The 15,692-nt window shown below is 70.8% G+C and carries 16 protein-coding genes; 14 read left to right on the forward strand and 2 right to left on the reverse strand.

Features of this window, described 5'->3' with window-relative positions; genetic code table 11:
- The first annotated feature begins 79 nt into the window (after positions 1-79).
- The 8 genes from ACFWYW_RS36900 (at position 80) to ACFWYW_RS36935 (ending at position 8,206) form a co-directional block, all read left to right on the forward strand.
- Positions 80-757, forward strand: a complete 678-nt coding sequence (locus ACFWYW_RS36900; protein WP_379611408.1) for a redox-sensing transcriptional repressor Rex — start codon at positions 80-82, stop codon at positions 755-757.
- Positions 754-2,022, forward strand: a complete 1,269-nt coding sequence (locus ACFWYW_RS36905; RefSeq protein WP_379611409.1) for a glutamyl-tRNA reductase — start codon at positions 754-756, stop codon at positions 2,020-2,022. The genes ACFWYW_RS36900 and ACFWYW_RS36905 overlap by 4 nt, the downstream gene beginning before the upstream one ends.
- Positions 2,019-2,924 carry a hydroxymethylbilane synthase gene (hemC, locus tag ACFWYW_RS36910; RefSeq protein WP_379611410.1) on the forward strand — a complete coding sequence of 302 codons (906 nt, stop codon included), beginning with the start codon at positions 2,019-2,021 and terminating at the stop codon, positions 2,922-2,924. Before ACFWYW_RS36905 ends, hemC begins: the two co-directional genes overlap by 4 nt.
- Positions 2,921-4,462 carry a uroporphyrinogen-III synthase gene (locus tag ACFWYW_RS36915; RefSeq protein ID WP_379611411.1) on the forward strand — a complete coding sequence of 514 codons (1,542 nt, stop codon included), beginning with the start codon at positions 2,921-2,923 and terminating at the stop codon, positions 4,460-4,462. Before hemC ends, ACFWYW_RS36915 begins: the two co-directional genes overlap by 4 nt.
- A gap of 12 nt (positions 4,463-4,474) precedes the next feature.
- Complete coding sequence (hemB, locus tag ACFWYW_RS36920) at positions 4,475-5,458, forward strand: porphobilinogen synthase (RefSeq protein ID WP_379611412.1); 984 nt, start codon at positions 4,475-4,477, stop codon at positions 5,456-5,458.
- A 136-nt stretch (positions 5,459-5,594) separates the two neighbouring features.
- On the forward strand, positions 5,595-6,236 hold the full coding sequence (locus ACFWYW_RS36925) for a bifunctional DNA primase/polymerase (protein WP_379638220.1): 642 nt from the start codon (positions 5,595-5,597) through the stop codon (positions 6,234-6,236).
- A gap of 33 nt (positions 6,237-6,269) precedes the next feature.
- Entirely contained in the window at positions 6,270-7,559 is a 1,290-nt protein-coding gene (gene hemL, locus ACFWYW_RS36930; protein WP_379625250.1) for a glutamate-1-semialdehyde 2,1-aminomutase, read from the forward strand.
- A gap of 53 nt (positions 7,560-7,612) precedes the next feature.
- Positions 7,613-8,206 (forward strand): GNAT family N-acetyltransferase, encoded by a 594-nt coding sequence (locus ACFWYW_RS36935; RefSeq protein WP_379625252.1) that lies wholly within the window; start codon positions 7,613-7,615, stop codon positions 8,204-8,206.
- Here the strand turns inward: ACFWYW_RS36935 and ACFWYW_RS36940 are convergent.
- Positions 8,125-9,021, reverse strand: coding sequence for an EamA family transporter (locus ACFWYW_RS36940; protein WP_379625254.1), 897 nt, complete (start codon positions 9,019-9,021; stop codon positions 8,125-8,127). The two genes, ACFWYW_RS36935 and ACFWYW_RS36940, sit on opposite strands and share 82 nt — an antisense overlap.
- 196 nt (positions 9,022-9,217) lie before the next feature.
- Between ACFWYW_RS36940 and ACFWYW_RS36945 the strand changes: the two genes are divergently transcribed.
- A complete protein-coding gene (locus ACFWYW_RS36945) occupies positions 9,218-10,117 on the forward strand; it encodes a LysR family transcriptional regulator (protein ID WP_379625256.1) in 900 nt (299 codons plus the stop codon).
- Here ACFWYW_RS36945 and ACFWYW_RS36950 read toward each other — a convergent pair.
- The gene (locus tag ACFWYW_RS36950) at positions 10,110-10,967 is read right to left on the reverse strand and encodes an EamA family transporter (RefSeq protein ID WP_379625258.1); all 858 of its coding nucleotides are present in this window, start codon (positions 10,965-10,967) and stop codon (positions 10,110-10,112) included. The genes ACFWYW_RS36945 and ACFWYW_RS36950 overlap by 8 nt on opposite strands.
- 238 nt (positions 10,968-11,205) lie before the next feature.
- On the opposite strand from ACFWYW_RS36950, the gene ACFWYW_RS36955 reads away from it, so the two are divergent.
- From ACFWYW_RS36955 to ccsB, 5 genes are all read left to right on the forward strand, one after another.
- Positions 11,206-11,832: a histidine phosphatase family protein gene (locus ACFWYW_RS36955; protein ID WP_379625260.1), complete on the forward strand. Its 627-nt coding sequence runs from the start codon at positions 11,206-11,208 to the stop codon at positions 11,830-11,832.
- Positions 11,833-11,911: 79 nt separating this feature from the next.
- Positions 11,912-12,478 (forward strand): TlpA family protein disulfide reductase, encoded by a 567-nt coding sequence (locus ACFWYW_RS36960; RefSeq protein WP_379625262.1) that lies wholly within the window; start codon positions 11,912-11,914, stop codon positions 12,476-12,478.
- Positions 12,471-13,193, forward strand: a complete 723-nt coding sequence (locus tag ACFWYW_RS36965; protein WP_379625264.1) for a cytochrome c biogenesis CcdA family protein — start codon at positions 12,471-12,473, stop codon at positions 13,191-13,193. The genes ACFWYW_RS36960 and ACFWYW_RS36965 overlap by 8 nt, the downstream gene beginning before the upstream one ends.
- Entirely contained in the window at positions 13,193-14,755 is a 1,563-nt protein-coding gene (locus tag ACFWYW_RS36970) for a cytochrome c biogenesis protein ResB (RefSeq protein WP_379625266.1), read from the forward strand. The genes ACFWYW_RS36965 and ACFWYW_RS36970 overlap by 1 nt, the downstream gene beginning before the upstream one ends.
- Positions 14,745-15,692, forward strand: a complete 948-nt coding sequence (gene ccsB / locus ACFWYW_RS36975; protein WP_379625268.1) for a c-type cytochrome biogenesis protein CcsB — start codon at positions 14,745-14,747, stop codon at positions 15,690-15,692. The genes ACFWYW_RS36970 and ccsB overlap by 11 nt, the downstream gene beginning before the upstream one ends.

Raw genomic sequence — 15,692 nt, forward strand, 5'->3', positions numbered from 1 at the left:
ACAAAGGGATTAACCTGAAAGGCGGTTCGATTCCCATGACGCGGCCGAGAGGCCGCCCGTTCCCCTGGAGCTCCGGCACGTGAAGAGCCCGTCCCAGCCCCGTGACCGAGGCATACCCGAGGCAACGGTCGCACGGCTCCCGCTGTATCTGCGGGCGCTGAACGGGATGGCCGAGCGCGGGATCGCCACGGTCTCGTCTGAGGACCTGGCGGCCGCCGCCGGCGTCAATTCGGCCAAGCTCCGCAAGGATCTGTCGCATCTGGGGTCGTATGGCACGCGGGGGGTGGGTTACGACGTTGAATATCTCGTGTACCAGATCTCGCGGGAGCTGGGCCTGACCCAGGACTGGGCCGTCGCCATCGTCGGCGTCGGCAACCTCGGCCGCGCCCTCGCGAACTACGGCGGTTTCGTGTCCCGGGGGTTCCGGATCGCCGCCCTGCTCGACGCCGACCCCGAAATCGTGGGCGACGACATCGCGGGGTTGAATGTTGAACACATCGACGAACTGGAAGCCGTGATCGGGCGGCGCGGGGTCTCCATCGTGGTCCTCGCGACACCCGCGGCGGCGGCTCAGGAAGTGTGCGACCGTGTGGTGACCGCGGGCGTGACCAGCATCCTGAACTTTGCTCCTGTCGTACTTTCTGTGCCGGACAGCGTCGATGTCCGTAAGGTTGACCTATCAATAGAACTGCAGATCCTTGCGTTCCATGAGCAACGCAAAGCTGGGGGGCCACTCATGGCCGTGGACAGTCAATGAGTGTTCTGACGATCGGGCTCAGCCACCGGACGGCTCCGGTGGCCATGCTCGAACGTGTCTCGGTGTCGGGGGACACTCTTTCCAAACTCATCCACGACGTGCAGCAGGACGCCTGCGTCGCGGAGACGATGGTGGTCTCGACCTGCAACCGGGTCGAGGTCTACGCCGCCGTGGACCGTTTCCACGCGGCCGTGACGGCGATCAGCAGGCTGCTGAGCGTCCATTCCGGCGTGCCCGTCGACGAGCTGACGCCACACCTGTACGTCCACTATGAGGACCGCGCGGTCGAGCACCTGTTCTCGGTGGTGTCCGGCCTCGACTCGATGGTGGTCGGCGAGGGCCAGATCCTCGGCCAGATGCGCGGGGCGCTCAAGCTCGCCCAGAAGCACGGCACCGTCGGCGCCACGCTGAACGAGCTCGTCCAGCAGGCGCTGCGGGTGGGCAAGCGGGCCCACGCCGACACCGACATCGACCAGGCGGGCGCGTCCCTGGTCTCCGCGGGCCTGGCCTTCGTCGGCCCGTTGGAGGGAAAGCGGGTGCTGATCGTCGGCGCCGGCTCCATGAGCGCGCTGGCCGCCGCCACGCTCTCCCGCGCGGGCGCCGGCGAGATCGTGGTCGCCAACCGCACCTTCGAGCGAGGCGTACGGCTCGCCGAGCGGGTGAACGGCCGGGCGGTGCCGCTGCGCGAGGTTCCCCGTGAACTCGCCGCGGCCGACCTTGTGATCACGTGCACCGGCGGAGGGTCGCACGTGGTCACCCCGGCCATGCTCGCCGGCAGGACCGGCGGAGAACTGTTCGTGCTCGACCTGGCGCTGCCCCACGACGTGGACCCGGCGGTGCGCGAGCTGCCCGGCGTCACGCTGGTGGACCTGGAGACCATCCAGGAGTCGGGCATCGGCTCGCGGGAGGGCGACGCCGTACAGACGGTGCGCGCGCTCGTCGCCGACGAGCTGGCGGCCTTCCTGAACGCCGAGCGCGCGGCCAGGGTCACCCCGACCGTGGTGGCGCTGCGCAGCAAGGCGGCCAACGTCGTGGAGGCCGAGCTCGGCCGGCTGCTCATGCGCCTGCCCGAACTCGACGACAAGGCGCGCGGCGAAGTGACGCAGACCGTGCAGCGCGTGGTGGACAAACTCCTTCATGAGCCCACTGTGCGTGTCAAACAGCTCGCCACCTCCCCAGGGGGCGATCATTATGCGGAAGCTCTGCGCGAGCTGTTCGACCTGGATCCGAAGATGCCCGAGGCCGTGAGGGAGGTGGAGCTGTGACCCTGAAGCTGGGGACGCGCAGGAGCCTGCTGGCGACCACGCAGTCGCAGATGGTCGCCGACGGCTACACCAGCGCGACCGGCCGGGCGATCGAGATGGTCGGCATCACGACCTTCGGCGACGTGACCAAGGCGCACCTGGCGCAGCTCGGCGGCACCGGCGTGTTCGTCAGCGCGCTGCGCGACAAGCTGGTCGACGGCGAGATCGACTTCGCCGTCCACTCGCTCAAGGACCTGCCGACCAAGCCGGATGAGCGCTTCACGCTGGCCGCCCTGCCCGCCCGCCACGACCACCGCGACGCGCTGGTCGGCGCGCACAAGCTGGCCGACCTGCCGTCCGGCGCCAGGGTCGGCACCGGCTCGCCGCGCCGCGTCGCGATGCTGCGCGCGCTCAGGCCCGACCTGGAGTACGTCCCGATCCGCGGCAACGCCGACACCCGGATCGGCAAGGTAACCTCGGGCGAGCTCGACGCCGTCGTACTCGCCTCGGCGGGTCTGACCAGGATCGGGCGCGACACGGAGATCGCCCAGATCTTCGAGGTCGAGGAGATGCTGCCCGCGCCCGGCCAGGGCGCGCTGGCGGTGGAGTGCCTCGCCGGCCGCGCCGACCTGATCGCCTTCCTTGGCGTGCTCGACGACCCGCGGACCCGCTCCGCGGTCGCGGCCGAGCGCGCCGTTCTGTCCGCTCTCGAGGCAGGGTGCTCCGCTCCGGTGGGTGCCTTCGCCGCCGATGACGGGCAGACTTTGAACCTGACCGCCGCCGTCGTCTCGCTCGACGGCCAGGCTGCGGTCCGCAAGTCCGCCGCCGGCCCGTCCTCGGACGCCGAACGCCTGGGCCGCCTTCTGGCGGCCGAGATGCTCGCCGAGGGGGCCGACAGATTGATGGGGGAGCATTCCCATTGAGCGCCGATAGTCCCACCTCCGGTTTCGTGGCGTTCGTGGGTGCGGGTCCAGGCGACCCGAACCTGCTGACGTTGCGTGGTGCCGAGCTGCTAGGCAAGGCCGACGCGGTGGTCCTCGACGAGGACCTGTTCGGCCCGCTGCTCAGGCACTGCCGCGAGGGCGTCGAAGTGGTCGAGGGCGATTACCTCAAGCGCGCCGGTGACGGCGGGCTGGTGGTACGCCTGTGCGAGGGCGACCCGATGCTGTTCTCCTCGATCACCGAGGAGGTCGCCGCCTGCACCGCCGCCGGGGTGGACTTCGAGATCGTGCCGGGTGTGCCGCCCGCGACCGCGGTGCTCACCTACGCGGGCATCCCGCCGGCCGCGGACGTGCCCGAGTTCCGTGTCGTCGACGCCGCGCAGGATCAGGACTGGTCTTCGCACGCCGCCTGCCCCGGCACGCTGGTGATCTACAACGGCATCGGCGACGCCGTGGCCATCGGCAAGGCGCTCGTCTCGGGCGGCAAGCCCGACAGCACGCCGGTCGCGGTCAGCGGCAGCGGTACCACCACCGAGCAGTTCACCGTGGCGACCACGCTGGGCAGGTTGCAGCCCGATCTGAAGCACGCCGGGTTCACCGAGCCCGCGCTGATCGTCGTCGGCGAGGCCGTCGGGCTGCGCGACAAGCTGTCGTGGTTCGAGACCAAGCCGCTGTTCGGCTGGCGGGTCCTGGTGCCGCGTACCAAGGAGCAGTCCAAGGCGCTGTCGGAGCAGTTGCTCTCCTACGGCGCGGTGCCCGACGAGGTGCCGACCATCTCGGTCGAGCCGCCCCGTACGCCGCAGCAGATGGACCGGGCCATCAAGGGCCTGGTCACCGGCCGCTACGAGTGGGTGGCGTTCACCAGCTCCAACGCCGTCAAGGCGGTGCGCGAGAAGTTCGAGGAGTACGGGCTCGACGCGCGGGCCTTCGCCGGGCTCAAGGTGGCCGCGGTGGGCGAGGCGACCGCGAAGGCGCTGGTCGAGTTCGGCGTCAAGCCCGACCTGCTGCCCTCGGGCGAGCAGTCGTCGGAGGGCCTGGTCGCCGAGTGGCCGCCCTACGACTCGATGCTCGACCCGATCAACCGGGTGCTGCTGCCCAGGGCCGACATCTCCACCGACACGCTCGTGGCCGGGCTGACCGAGCTGGGCTGGGAGTGCGACGACGTCACGGCGTACCGGACCGTGCGGGCGGCGCCGCCACCCGCGCCGATCCGCGAGGCGATCAAGGGCGGCGGGTTCGACGCGGTGCTGTTCACCTCGTCCTCGACCGTGCGCAACCTGGTCGGCATCGCCGGCAAGCCGCACAACGTCACCGTCATCGCGGTCATCGGCCCGCAGACGGCCAAGACGGCCGAGGAGTTCGGCCTGCGCGTGGATGTCATGGCGGACAAACCATCGGCCTCCGCGCTGGCCGCCGCCCTCGCCGAGTACGGTGCTAAGCAGAGGCAGGCGGCGATCGCCGCGGGTGACACCCCGCGTAAGCCCTCGCAGAACCGCCGTGGGGCACGCCGCCGCAAATAGGAGTTTCGTCACATGAGTGCTGAGTTCCCCGCCGCACGTCCGCGGCGGCTTCGCCGTACCCCTGTCATGAGACGGATGGTCGCGGGCACGCGCCTGCACCCGTCGCAGCTGATCCTGCCGGCCTTCGTCAAGGAGGGCCTCGCCGAGCCGCATCCCGTGGCCTCGATGCCCGGCGTCTACCAACACACCCGCGAGTCGCTGCGCAAGGCCGCCCACGAGGCGGCCGAGGCGGGCGTGGGCGGGCTGATCCTGTTCGGCATCCCGGCGGTGAAGGACGCCCGCGGTTCGGCGGGCGACGACCCCGACGGGATTCTCCAGCAGGCGTTGCGCGAGGTGAACGCCGAGGTCGGTGACGCGATCGTGGTGATGGCCGACACCTGCCTGGATGAGTTCACCGACCATGGGCACTGCGGGTTGCTGACTCCCGGCGGCGAGGTGGACAACGACGCCACGCTGGAGCGCTACGCCTCGATGGCGGTGGCGCAGGCCGAGGCCGGCTCCCAGATGATCGCCCCGAGCGGGATGATGGACGGCCAGGTGGGCGTGATCCGCGCCGCCCTGGACGGTGCGGGCTTCTCCCACCTGCCGATCATGGCCTACACGGCCAAGTACGCCTCGGCGTTCTTCGGCCCCTTCCGCGACGCCGCCGAGTGCGCGCCGCAGTTCGGCGACCGCGCCTCCCACCAGCAGGACCCCGCGGGGCCGCTGGAGGAGGCCATGCGTGAGGTACGTCTGGACCTCGCGGAAGGCGCCGACGTGGTCATGGTCAAGCCGGCGATGTCCTACCTCGACGTCATCCGCCAGTTCCGCGACAACGTGGACGTGCCCGTGGCGGCCTACCAGGTCAGCGGCGAGTACTCGATGATCGAGGCGGCCGCGGCCAACGGCTGGATCGACCGCGAGCGGATGATCATGGAGTCGCTGATCGGGATCCGGCGCGCCGGAGCCGACCTGATCCTCACCTACTGGGCCACCGAAGTGGCTCGGCGGCTCTAGGTGGGGGTTTCCCGCTCACCCCTGCGACCTGTGCGTTAGAGTGCGATAACAAGTGCTGGTGTGTCCCAGGTGGCGTGTTGGAGCCCCGGGGTCAGGGACCTCCTCAGGCGCGCGGGATTTTCGAACGGGAGTCACCATGGTCGGGGTACCACTCGCTCGGCGTACGCGGAAGCGGGCCGCGAAACTCACGCGCCCGACCAGGATCGACGCGGTGCTGGGCTATGCCGCTCTCGGGTGGCCCAGCGCGCCGGGGGCGCATCCGCTGCGGCACGGGTCGCGCGCGTGCTCCTGTGACCGCCTCGGCTGTCCGGACCCCGGCGCGCATCCGCTCTCCCCGGCCTGGCATCTGCAGGCCACGACCGACGCCACCCAGCTCACCCGCTGGTGGCAGCACGAGCCCGACGCCAATGTGATTCTCCCCACGGGACGCGTCTTCGACGTCTTCGACGTACCCCTGGCCGCCGGCCTCGCCGCGCTCACGCGCCTGGACGAAGCCGGCTCCCACTCAGGCCCGGTCGCCGCCAACGGCGACCGGGTTCTGTTTTATGTGGCCACGCGCGGCAATCCGGACGACGAGGACGAGTGGTGGTCCTGCCAGCTCGACTGCGATCCGGCGACCATCGACGACAACCCGGGGCTGCGCTGGCACTGCCGCGACAGCTACGTCCTCGCGCCGCCGTCCACGCTGCCCACCGGCCAGCCCGTCTCCTGGCTGCGCCCGCCGGACGGCCGCCCGCTTCCCGACCCGCTGCGCGTTCTGGAGCAGCTCACCGACTGACCGGGCTCGGGGGTCGGCCTCTACCCTGTAGGGGTGAGCCGCACTGACAAGTCTGAGAGCCTGTTCGACCGCGCCAGGACCATCGTGCCGGGCGGCGTGAACTCGCCCGTGCGCGCCTTCGGCGCCGTCGGCGGCACGCCGCGCTTCATGGCCGAAGGCAAGGGCCCCTACATCACCGACGTCGACGGCAACCGCTACGTCGACCTGGTCTGCTCCTGGGGGCCGATGATCCTGGGCCACCGTCATCCCGCCGTCGTCGAGGCCGTCTCCGCGGCGCTGTCCCACGGCATGTCGTACGGCACCGCCACCCCGGGCGAGGTCGAACTGGCCGAGGAACTGGTCTCCCGGGTGGCCCCGGTGGAGAAGATCAGGCTGGTCAGCTCCGGCACGGAGGCCACCATGAGCGCGGTGCGCCTGGCCCGCGGCTTCACCGGCCGTTCCAAGGTGGTGAAGTTCGCCGGCTGCTACCACGGCCACGTGGACGCCCTGCTGGCCTCGGCCGGCTCCGGCGTGGTGACGTTCGGGCTGCCCGACACCCCCGGCGTGACCGGCGCGTCGGCGGCCGACACGATCGTGCTGCCGTACAACTCGCGCGAGGCGGTCGAGGAGGCCTTCGCCGCCGCCGAGATCGCGTGTGTGATCACCGAGGCGTGCCCGGCGAACATGGGCGTGGTGCCGCCGGCGCCCGGCTTCAACGCGTTCCTGAAGGAGATCTGCGCCCGCAACGGCGCCCTGCTGATCGTCGACGAGGTGCTCACGGGCTTCCGCGTCTCCCGCTCCGGCTGGTACGGCCTGGACCCGGTCGACGCCGACCTGATGACCTTCGGCAAGGTGATGGGCGGCGGCCTGCCGGCGGCGGCGTTCGGCGGGCGGGCCGACGTGATGGCCAACCTGGCGCCCGAGGGCCCCGTCTACCAGGCGGGCACGCTGTCGGGCAACCCGCTGGCCTGCGCCGCCGGCCTGGCCACGCTGCGCAACCTCGACGAGGACGCCTACGCCCGCGTGGACGCCGCTGCCGCCACGGTCGCCCAGGCGGCCTCCGCGGCCTTCTCGGCCGAGGGCGTGCCGCACCGGCTGCAGGCGGCGGGCAGCCTGTTCTCGATCTTCTTCACCGACCGCGAGGTGACCGACTTCGACGGGGCCAGGAGCCAGAACACCGCCGCGTTCACCGCCTTCTTCCACGCCATGCTCGATCAGGGCGTCTATCTGCCGCCGTCGGCGTACGAGGCGTGGTTCCTGTCGGCCTCGCACGACGACGAGGCGTTGAACCGCATCGGCGACGCCCTGCCCGCCGCCGCCAAGGCCGCCGCGGCGGTGGCCTGACCCGGCCGGATATTCGCGGGCGGCGAGCCGGCGCGTCGGGTACCGTCGAAGACATGGTGATCACCTGGCGCCGGCTCGCCGAGGACGACTTCCCGCTGGTGAAGCAGTGGCTGGAGCGGCCGCACGTGGCCCGGTGGTGGAACCACGAGACCTCTGCGGAGGCCGTCGCGCGCGACTTCGGCCCGGCGGCCCGGGGCGAGGAGCCGTCGGAGGACCTGCTGGTCTTCCTCGACGGCCGCCCGCTGGGTCTGGTGCAGCGTTCCCGGTACGCCGACTACCCCGAGTACGCCGAGGAGCTGGCCCCGATCCTCGACGTGCCCGGCGGCGCCGTCAGCATCGACTACCTGATCGGCGACGAGGAGCAGGTGGGCAAGGGCCTGGGCCCGTCGATGATCCGCGCGATCGTCGAGTCGACCTGGGCGGACCCGGACGCGACGTGCGTGATCGTCCCGGTGTCCAAGGCCAACAGGGCCTCGTGGCGGGCGCTGGAGAAGGCGGGCCTGCGCCGGGTGGCGGAGGGCGAGCTGGAGCCGGACAACCCGGTCGACGACCGGGACCACGTCATCTACCGGCTCGACCGCCCGGCGGGCGCGAGCGCGGTCGAGGGTGACGGCGAAGGGGCCGAGCGGGGCCGCGTACCGGCGTAAAGGACGCCGCAGACGATGAGTACGGCCGCGCCCGCCTTCACCCAGCCGATGGGCTCGCCGACGAACAGCGCGGCCGAGGACATCCCGAACACCGGGATGAGCAGCGTGTAGGGGGCGACGACCGAGGCGTCGTAGCGGTGCAGCAGCCAGCCCCAGACGCCGAAGCCGCCGAGCGTGGAGATGAACGCCACGTAGCCCAGCGACAGCCAGCCCTCAAGCGGGGCGCTCAGCACGGGCACGCCTTCGACCGCGAACGTCAGCAGGAACAGCGGCGGTGTCGACAGGGCGCTCACCCACACCATGAAGCGCAGCGAGTCGGGCGGCGCGGCCCGGCGCTGCATGATCGTCCCGACGCTCCACGAGGCGGCGGCGGCCACGCACAGCGCGAACGCGCCGAACGGGCCCGAGGCGCCGAAGTCGACGGCGACGAGGACGAGGCCGCCGAGCGCGAGGGTCAGCCCGGTGATCCGGCGGCCGGTCAGCCGTTCGCCCAGCAGGATTACCGCGAAGACGACGGTGAAGAGCGACTGGGCCTGCAGGACCAGTGAGGCGAGGCCGGGCGGCATCCCCGCCCGCATGCCGATGAGCAGAAAGCCGAACTGACCCACTCCAACCGCCGCCGCGACACCCGCGACCCAGCGCCACGGTACGCCCGGCCGTCCCACGAACAAGAGCGCGGGGAAGGCGGCCAGGGCGAACCGGAGCGCCGCGTACAGCAAGGGCGGGAAGTGGCGCAGGCCCACTTCCATGACGACGAAGTTGAAGCCCCACACGGCCGCGAGGCCGACGGCGAGGGCCAGATGGCGCGGCCTCACTACTTGGAGGCGGGCTTCTGGGCGCGGATGCGCTGCTCGCGGGCCTGCTCGGCAAGCTTCTTGAGGTAGGAGGTCTCGGTCTTCTGTGCGGTGTTGTTTCTCATGCATATATTTTCTCTCGCTACACAATCAACCACAAGCGAGACTTTCTACGCTAAACCCTTTAGGATGGCTTACGAGAGGAGGCTCACATCGGATGCTGGATCTGAATCGGCTCAAAGCGCTGCACGCGGTGCACGTCTACGGCTCCGTGGGCGCCGCGGCCGACGCCCTCATGGTCACGCCCTCCGCGGTGTCGCAGCAGATCGCCAAGCTGGAGCGGGAGACCGGCTCGCGGCTCATGGAGCGCAACGGGCGCGGCGTGCGGCTCACCGACGCCGCCGGACTGCTCGCCGAGCACGCGGAGCGCATTCTGGCCCTGGTCGAGACCGCGGAGGCCGACTTCGAGGCGCTGCGCGGCGAGGTGGTCGGCAAGCTCCACGTCGGCTCCTTCCCGACGGCCGCCCGCGGCCTGATGCCGCCCGCGCTCGGCACGCTGCGCGAGCGCCATCCCGACCTGCAGATCCTGCTCAACGAGCGGGAGCCGGAGCGCGTGGTGCGCGAGGTCGCCAGGGGCGAGCTCGACCTGGGCGTCGTCCAGGACTGGCTCAACCGGCCCATGGCCATCCCCGACGGGCTGTCCAAGGCGATCCTGCTCGACGACATCGCCGACGTGATCCTGCCCGCCGACCACCCCCTGGCCGGCCGCAGGGAGATCGAGCTGGCGGAGCTGAGCGGCGAGCGGTGGATCAGCTCCTCGCCCGGCACCATCTGCCACGACTGGCTGGTCTACACGCTGCGCAGCGCCGACCTCGAACCCGAGATCGTCTCGATGGCCGACGAGTACCCGACGCAGATGGCGCTGGTCGCCGGCGGTCTCGGCTGCGCGATCGTGCCCAGGCTGGGCCGTGACTGCATGCCGTCGCGGGTGCGCGCGATCCCCACCCTGCCCCGGCAGACCCGCCGCATCTACGCCATCTGGCGCACCGACGCCGCCCGCCGTCCCGCCATCAGAGCCATGGTCGAAGCCCTGAAAGAGGCCGGAACCCTCAGCTGAGCGCGATCGTCACCACGCCGCCGAGGATCACCCCGGCGGCCAGGAGCCTGCGGCGCAGGTCGCCCTCGGCCAGCAGCCTGCCGCCGAGCAGGACCGCGATCAGCACGCTGATCTCCCGCGTCGGCGCCACCACGCTGACCGGCGCCATCGTGAACGCGAACAGCACCAGCAGGTAGGACAGCGGAATGAGCACGGCCGCGCCCAGCACCCGCCAGCGGTGCTCACGCCAGATCGCCCCGATCAGCAGCCGCCGCCCGCCCTTCAGCATCGCCGGGGTCAGCGCCAGCGCGCGCCCCGCCTCGCCCAGGTAGTTCAGCACCAGCGGCGCCACCGCGAACGCGCCGACCACCTGCGCGTCCCACACCGTGTACGCCGCGATGAACACCCCGGTCCCCAGCCCGAACCCCAGCCCACGGACGTCGGCCCTGCCGCCGCCGCTCATCATGAACACCCCGATCCCGACCAGCGCGATGCCCGCGACCCCCGCGATCCCTGGCCGCTCGCCCAGGAACAGCACCGCCACCAGGCTGGCCAGCATCGGCCCGGTACCCCGCGCCACCGGATACACCGTCGACAGGTCGCCGTAGCGGTAGCCGCGCTGCAGCAGCACGAAGTAGCCGAGGTGCAGCGCCGTGCTGACGCAGACCACCGCCACGTCGCTCCACCGCACCGGAGTGCCCGTGACGAGCAGGAACCCGGCGAACACCGGACCCCACATGACGGTCGAGGCGACCGCGACCAGCCAGAGGAAGATCAGGCCGTCGGCCTGGGAGGCCTTCTTGCTGAGGAGGTTCCAGGTGGCGTGCGCCACGGCGGCGACGAGGACGAGAGCGAGGGCCCAGGCGTTCAAGCGGTGAGCTCCTTCCGGGTGTGCGGATAGGAGCCTCCAGGCTTTTGTCCCGTCAGCTGTACGGCCCAGGGCCGCGGCGCCGCTCGGACCTGTCTCCCCGGCCCTGGTTGTGGTTCATCAGGGCGGACCGGAACGCGGAACCCTAGGCGCAGTCAAGGCGACTTTACCGTCGGTGCCCTTTTCGGACGAGACCGGGTCGCCTATCGGCGCCATCGAAACGGATAGGCTGTGCCACACCATGGCTGAGACCACCGTCGTTCACCTGCTGCGCCACGGTGAGGTGCACAACCCCCACGGCATCCTTTACGGCAGACTGCCCGGCTACCACCTGTCCGAGACAGGTCAGCAGATGGCCGAGATGGTCGCCAAGGCCCTCGCGGGCCGCGACATCGTGGCCCTGTACTCCTCCCCGCTGGAACGTGCCCGCGAGACCGCCGCACCGCTGGCCACCGCGCTCGGGCTGACCGTGGAGCCCGACGAGCGGCTGGTGGAGGCGGGCAACCTCCTGGAGGGCCGTACCGTCGGCGCGGGCCTGGCGATCCTGCGCAACCCGCGTAACTACCGTTACTTCTACAACCCGTGGCGGCCGTCGTGGGGCGAGCCGTACCTGGAGATCGTCCAGCGGATGCGCACGATGATCGAGGACGCCCGCGCCGCCGCGCGGGGGCACGAGGTGGTGCTGGTCAGTCACCAGCTTCCGATCTGGGCGATCAGGCTCGCGGCCGAGGGACGCCGGTTGTCGCCCGACCCGCGGCGGCGTCAGTGCGCCCTGGCCAGCCTCACCAGCCTCACCTTCGACCAGGACCGGCTGATCAGCGTCGGCTACAGCGAGCCCGCCGGATCTCTGCGGAAAGGTCAGCGTTGAGCCCTGGTGTTCGGGGCGTGCGACCTCGCCGGTAGAGTTGCAAGCTCTACCGGTTGTAGTACAAGGAGATCATCCTCCCGTGCGCGCGACGTCACTCTCCCTCGCCCTGCTGACTGTTCTGGTCGCGGGGTGCGCGGGCAACCAGAGCGGCCAGCCGCAGGCCGGTGACACCCGCTTCATCGCCGGCGACGGCAAGATGCAGGTCTTCCCCGCCGCCGAGCGCAAGCCCGCCCCCGCCGTCGAAGGACCGACGCTCGACGGCGGCACCGCCTCGCTGGCCGGGCACAAGGGCAAGGTCGTGGTGATCAACTTCTGGGCGTCCTGGTGCGGGCCCTGCCGGGCCGAGGCGCCGGTGCTCAAGGACGTCGCGGCCAAGACCAAGGCCAGCGGCGTGGAGTTCCTCGGCATCGACTTCAAGGACCGCAAGGCCGACGCGATCGCGTTCGAGCGCACCGAGCAGTCCGGCTACCCGAGCATCTTCGACCAGCCCGGCGAGGTGGCGCTGTCCTTCCAGGGCACGGTGCCGCCGGCGGCCATCCCGTCCACGCTGATCATCGACAAGCAGGGCAGGATCGCGGCCAGGGCGCTGGGCGCGGTGAAGTTCTCCGACCTGATGAACACCGTCACCAAGGTCCGCGATGAATGAGGTCGTGGCCTCGGGGTCGCTCCTGCTGGCCGTCCCGATCGCGGTGCTCGCCGGGATCGTGTCGTTCCTGTCGCCGTGCGTGCTTCCGCTGGTGCCGGGCTACCTGTCGTACGTGACCGGGATGAGCGCCGACCCCAAGCGCGGGCGGCTGGTGCTGGGCACAGTGCTGTTCGTGGCCGGGTTCGCGGTGGTGTTCGTGCTCAGCGGGGCGCTGTTCGGCGGGCTCGGCTCGCTGGTGCTGGGCAACGCCCAGGTGATCACGCGGGTGCTTGGGGTTTTGACGATCCTGCTCGGGCTGGCCTTTCTCGGGCTCGTGCCGGGATTCATGCGGGACGTGCGCATCCATCGCAAACCCGCCGCGGGGCTGGCCGGGGCGCCGCTGCTCGGCGTCGTGTTCGGGCTCGGCTGGACGCCGTGCATCGGCCCGACGCTGGCCGTCGTGCTCGCGCTCGGGCTGAACGAGGGCAGCGCGGCGCGCGGCGCGACCCTGGCCGTCTTCTACGCGCTGGGGCTCGGGCTGCCGTTCGTCGGCGCGGCGCTGGCGTACAGCAAGGCGCTGCGGACGTTCGCGGCGATCCGTAAGCACTCCCAGCTCATCACCCGCATCGGCGGGGGCATGATGGTCGCCGTCGGAGTCCTTCTCGTCACCGGGTTGTGGGGACAGATGATCGCGAGCCTGCAGGGGCTCATCGGCGGATTCCAGCCGGTGATCTGATGGCCGTTCAGGAGATGGAGAAGCAGGCGCCCAAGCCGCCCGGGTTCGGCCCGGTGGCCTGGCTGCGCTGGACGTGGCGCACGCTCACCTCGATGAAGACGGCGCTGCTCCTGCTGTTCCTGTTCGCGCTGGGCTCGATCCCCGGCTCGCTGATCCCGCAGCGCGGCGTCGAGCCGGACAAGGTCGCGCAGATCTACATCAACGACCCGGTCCGCGCCGAGTGGTACGAGCGCTTCCAGCTCTTCGACGTCTTCAACTCGGTCTGGTTCGCCGCGATCTACCTGCTGCTGTTCGCCTCGCTGGTCGGCTGCATCGTGCCGCGGACCACGACGTACTTCAAGGAACTGCGGCGCAAGCCGCCGGCCGCCCCCCGCCACCTGTCGCGCCTGCCCCACCACACGGTCCTCGACGAGGGGCTCACCGTGGAGGTGGCCGCCCGCAGGCTGCGCAAGCTGCGCTTTCGCGTCGACACCGGTGACGGCTGGGTCTCGGCGGAGAAGGGCTTCCTGCGCGAGACCGGCAACCTGCTCTTCCACATCTCCCTGCTCGGCCTGCTGGTCGCCGTGGGCATCGGCGCGGTGTTCGGCTACCGGGGCAACGTGCTGGTCGTGGAGGACGAGGGCTTCGCCAACACCGTCGCCGCCTACGACCGGTTCATGCCGGGCAACCAGGTCTCGGCCGAGTCGCTGGAGCCGTTCTCCTTCACGCTCGACGAGTTCAAGGCCTCCTACCAGGTCGGCGGCGACCCGACGAAGGTCGGCCAGCCGCTCGACTTCTCCGCCCACCTCAAGGTCAGCGACGCGCCCGGCGCGCCCAAACGCGACTACGAGCTGAAGGTCAACGAGCCGCTGGAGATCAACGGCACCCAGACCTACCTGATCGGCAACGGCTACGCGCCCTTCTTCCGCATCACCGACGGCAAGGGCCAGGTCGCCTTCGAGGGCGCGGTCCCGTGCCTGATCGAGTTCCCGGCCACCCGGGTCTCCGGCTGCGTGCTCAAGGCGCCCGACGCCCAGCCGGGTCAGCTCGGCTTCCTCATGCGCTTCCTGCCGACCATCGCGCCGGCCCAGGGCGGCGGCTACACCTCAAGCTTCCCCGGCGACCTCATGCCGAGGGTTCAGGTCCTCGGCGCCTTCACGGGCGACTTCGGGGTGCGCTCGGGAAGACCTCAGTCGGTGTACGAGCTCGCGCCGCCCGATGTCATGAAGAAGCTCAAGCCGCTGGTCATGGGCTCCACGGCACCTGAGCCGCTGGCCCCCGGCCAGTCGTTCGACCTGCCAGACGGGCTCGGCAAGCTGGAGTTCGTCGAGGTCAAGGAGTGGATGACGCTCCAGATCGCCTACGATCCCGGCCGCGTGCCCGCCCTGCTCGCCGCCGGTCTCGCCACCGTTTCCATCGTGTTCTCGCTGGTGATCCGCCGCCGCCGTGTGTTCGTCCGGGTCAAGGACGGCGCGGCGGAGGTGGGCGGTCTCACCCGTACCGAGGGCTCCGCCGCGGGCTTCACCGAGGAGTTCGCCGACATCGTCAAGGTCCTATCAGCTGGAGACAAGGATGTCCGCTGAAGTACTGGCCGAGGCGAGCGACCAGCTCGTCGTCGGCGCCGTGCTCCTCTACCTCGCCGCCATGATCGGCTTCGCTCTGGAGCTGGCCTACGGCAGGGCCCGTACCGACGCGCCCGCCAAGGGCCGCGTCAGGCAGCCCGCGACCGTCGGCGCCCCGCTGGACGAGGCTCCCGACCAGGTCGTGGCTCCCGCCGATCCCGAGCCGCCCGCCTGGGCGGGCACCGCGGGCAAGGTGGGGATGGCCCTGGCCTGGGTCGGCTGGGGGGCCAACACCGCCGCCATCGTCACCCGCGGGCTGGCGGTGGAGCGCTGGCCCTGGGGCAACATGTACGAGTTCGTGGTCGCCATCTGCATGGCCGCCGTGACCGCGTTCCTGGCCACGCAGCTGCGCGCCAACGTGCGCTTCCTCGGCCCGTTCGTCATGGTCGTGGCGGTGCTCGGGCTCGGCGCCGCGGTGAAGTTCCTCTACACCGCCGCCGGTCCCGTGGTGCCCGCGCTCAACTCCTACTGGATCGCCATCCACGTCTCCGCCGCGATCCTGGCCAGCGGCCTGTTCATCGTGGCCGGCGCGGCCGGCGTGCTCTATCTCATCCGTGGCGACGGCCTCTCACGCCTGCCCACGCGCGCCGACCTGGAGCGGGTCGCGCACCGCGCGATCGTCGTGGCCTTCCCCATCTGGACCTTCGCCGTGATCGCCGGCGCGCTGTGGGCCGACAAGGCGTGGGGGCGCTACTGGGGCTGGGACCCCAAGGAGGTCTGGTCGTTCATCACGTGGGTGGCCTACGCCGCCTACCTGCACGCCAGGGTCACGGCCGGGTGGCGCGGCAGGGCCGCCACGATCGTGCAGCTCGTCGCCTTCGCCTGCCTGATGTTCAACCTGGTCGGCGTCAACATCTTCCTCGGCGGCATGCACAGCTACGCCGACGTCGGCAACTAG

The organism is Nonomuraea sp. NPDC059023, from assembly GCF_042740095.1.
Taxonomy (GTDB): Bacteria; Actinomycetota; Actinomycetes; order Streptosporangiales; family Streptosporangiaceae; genus Nonomuraea.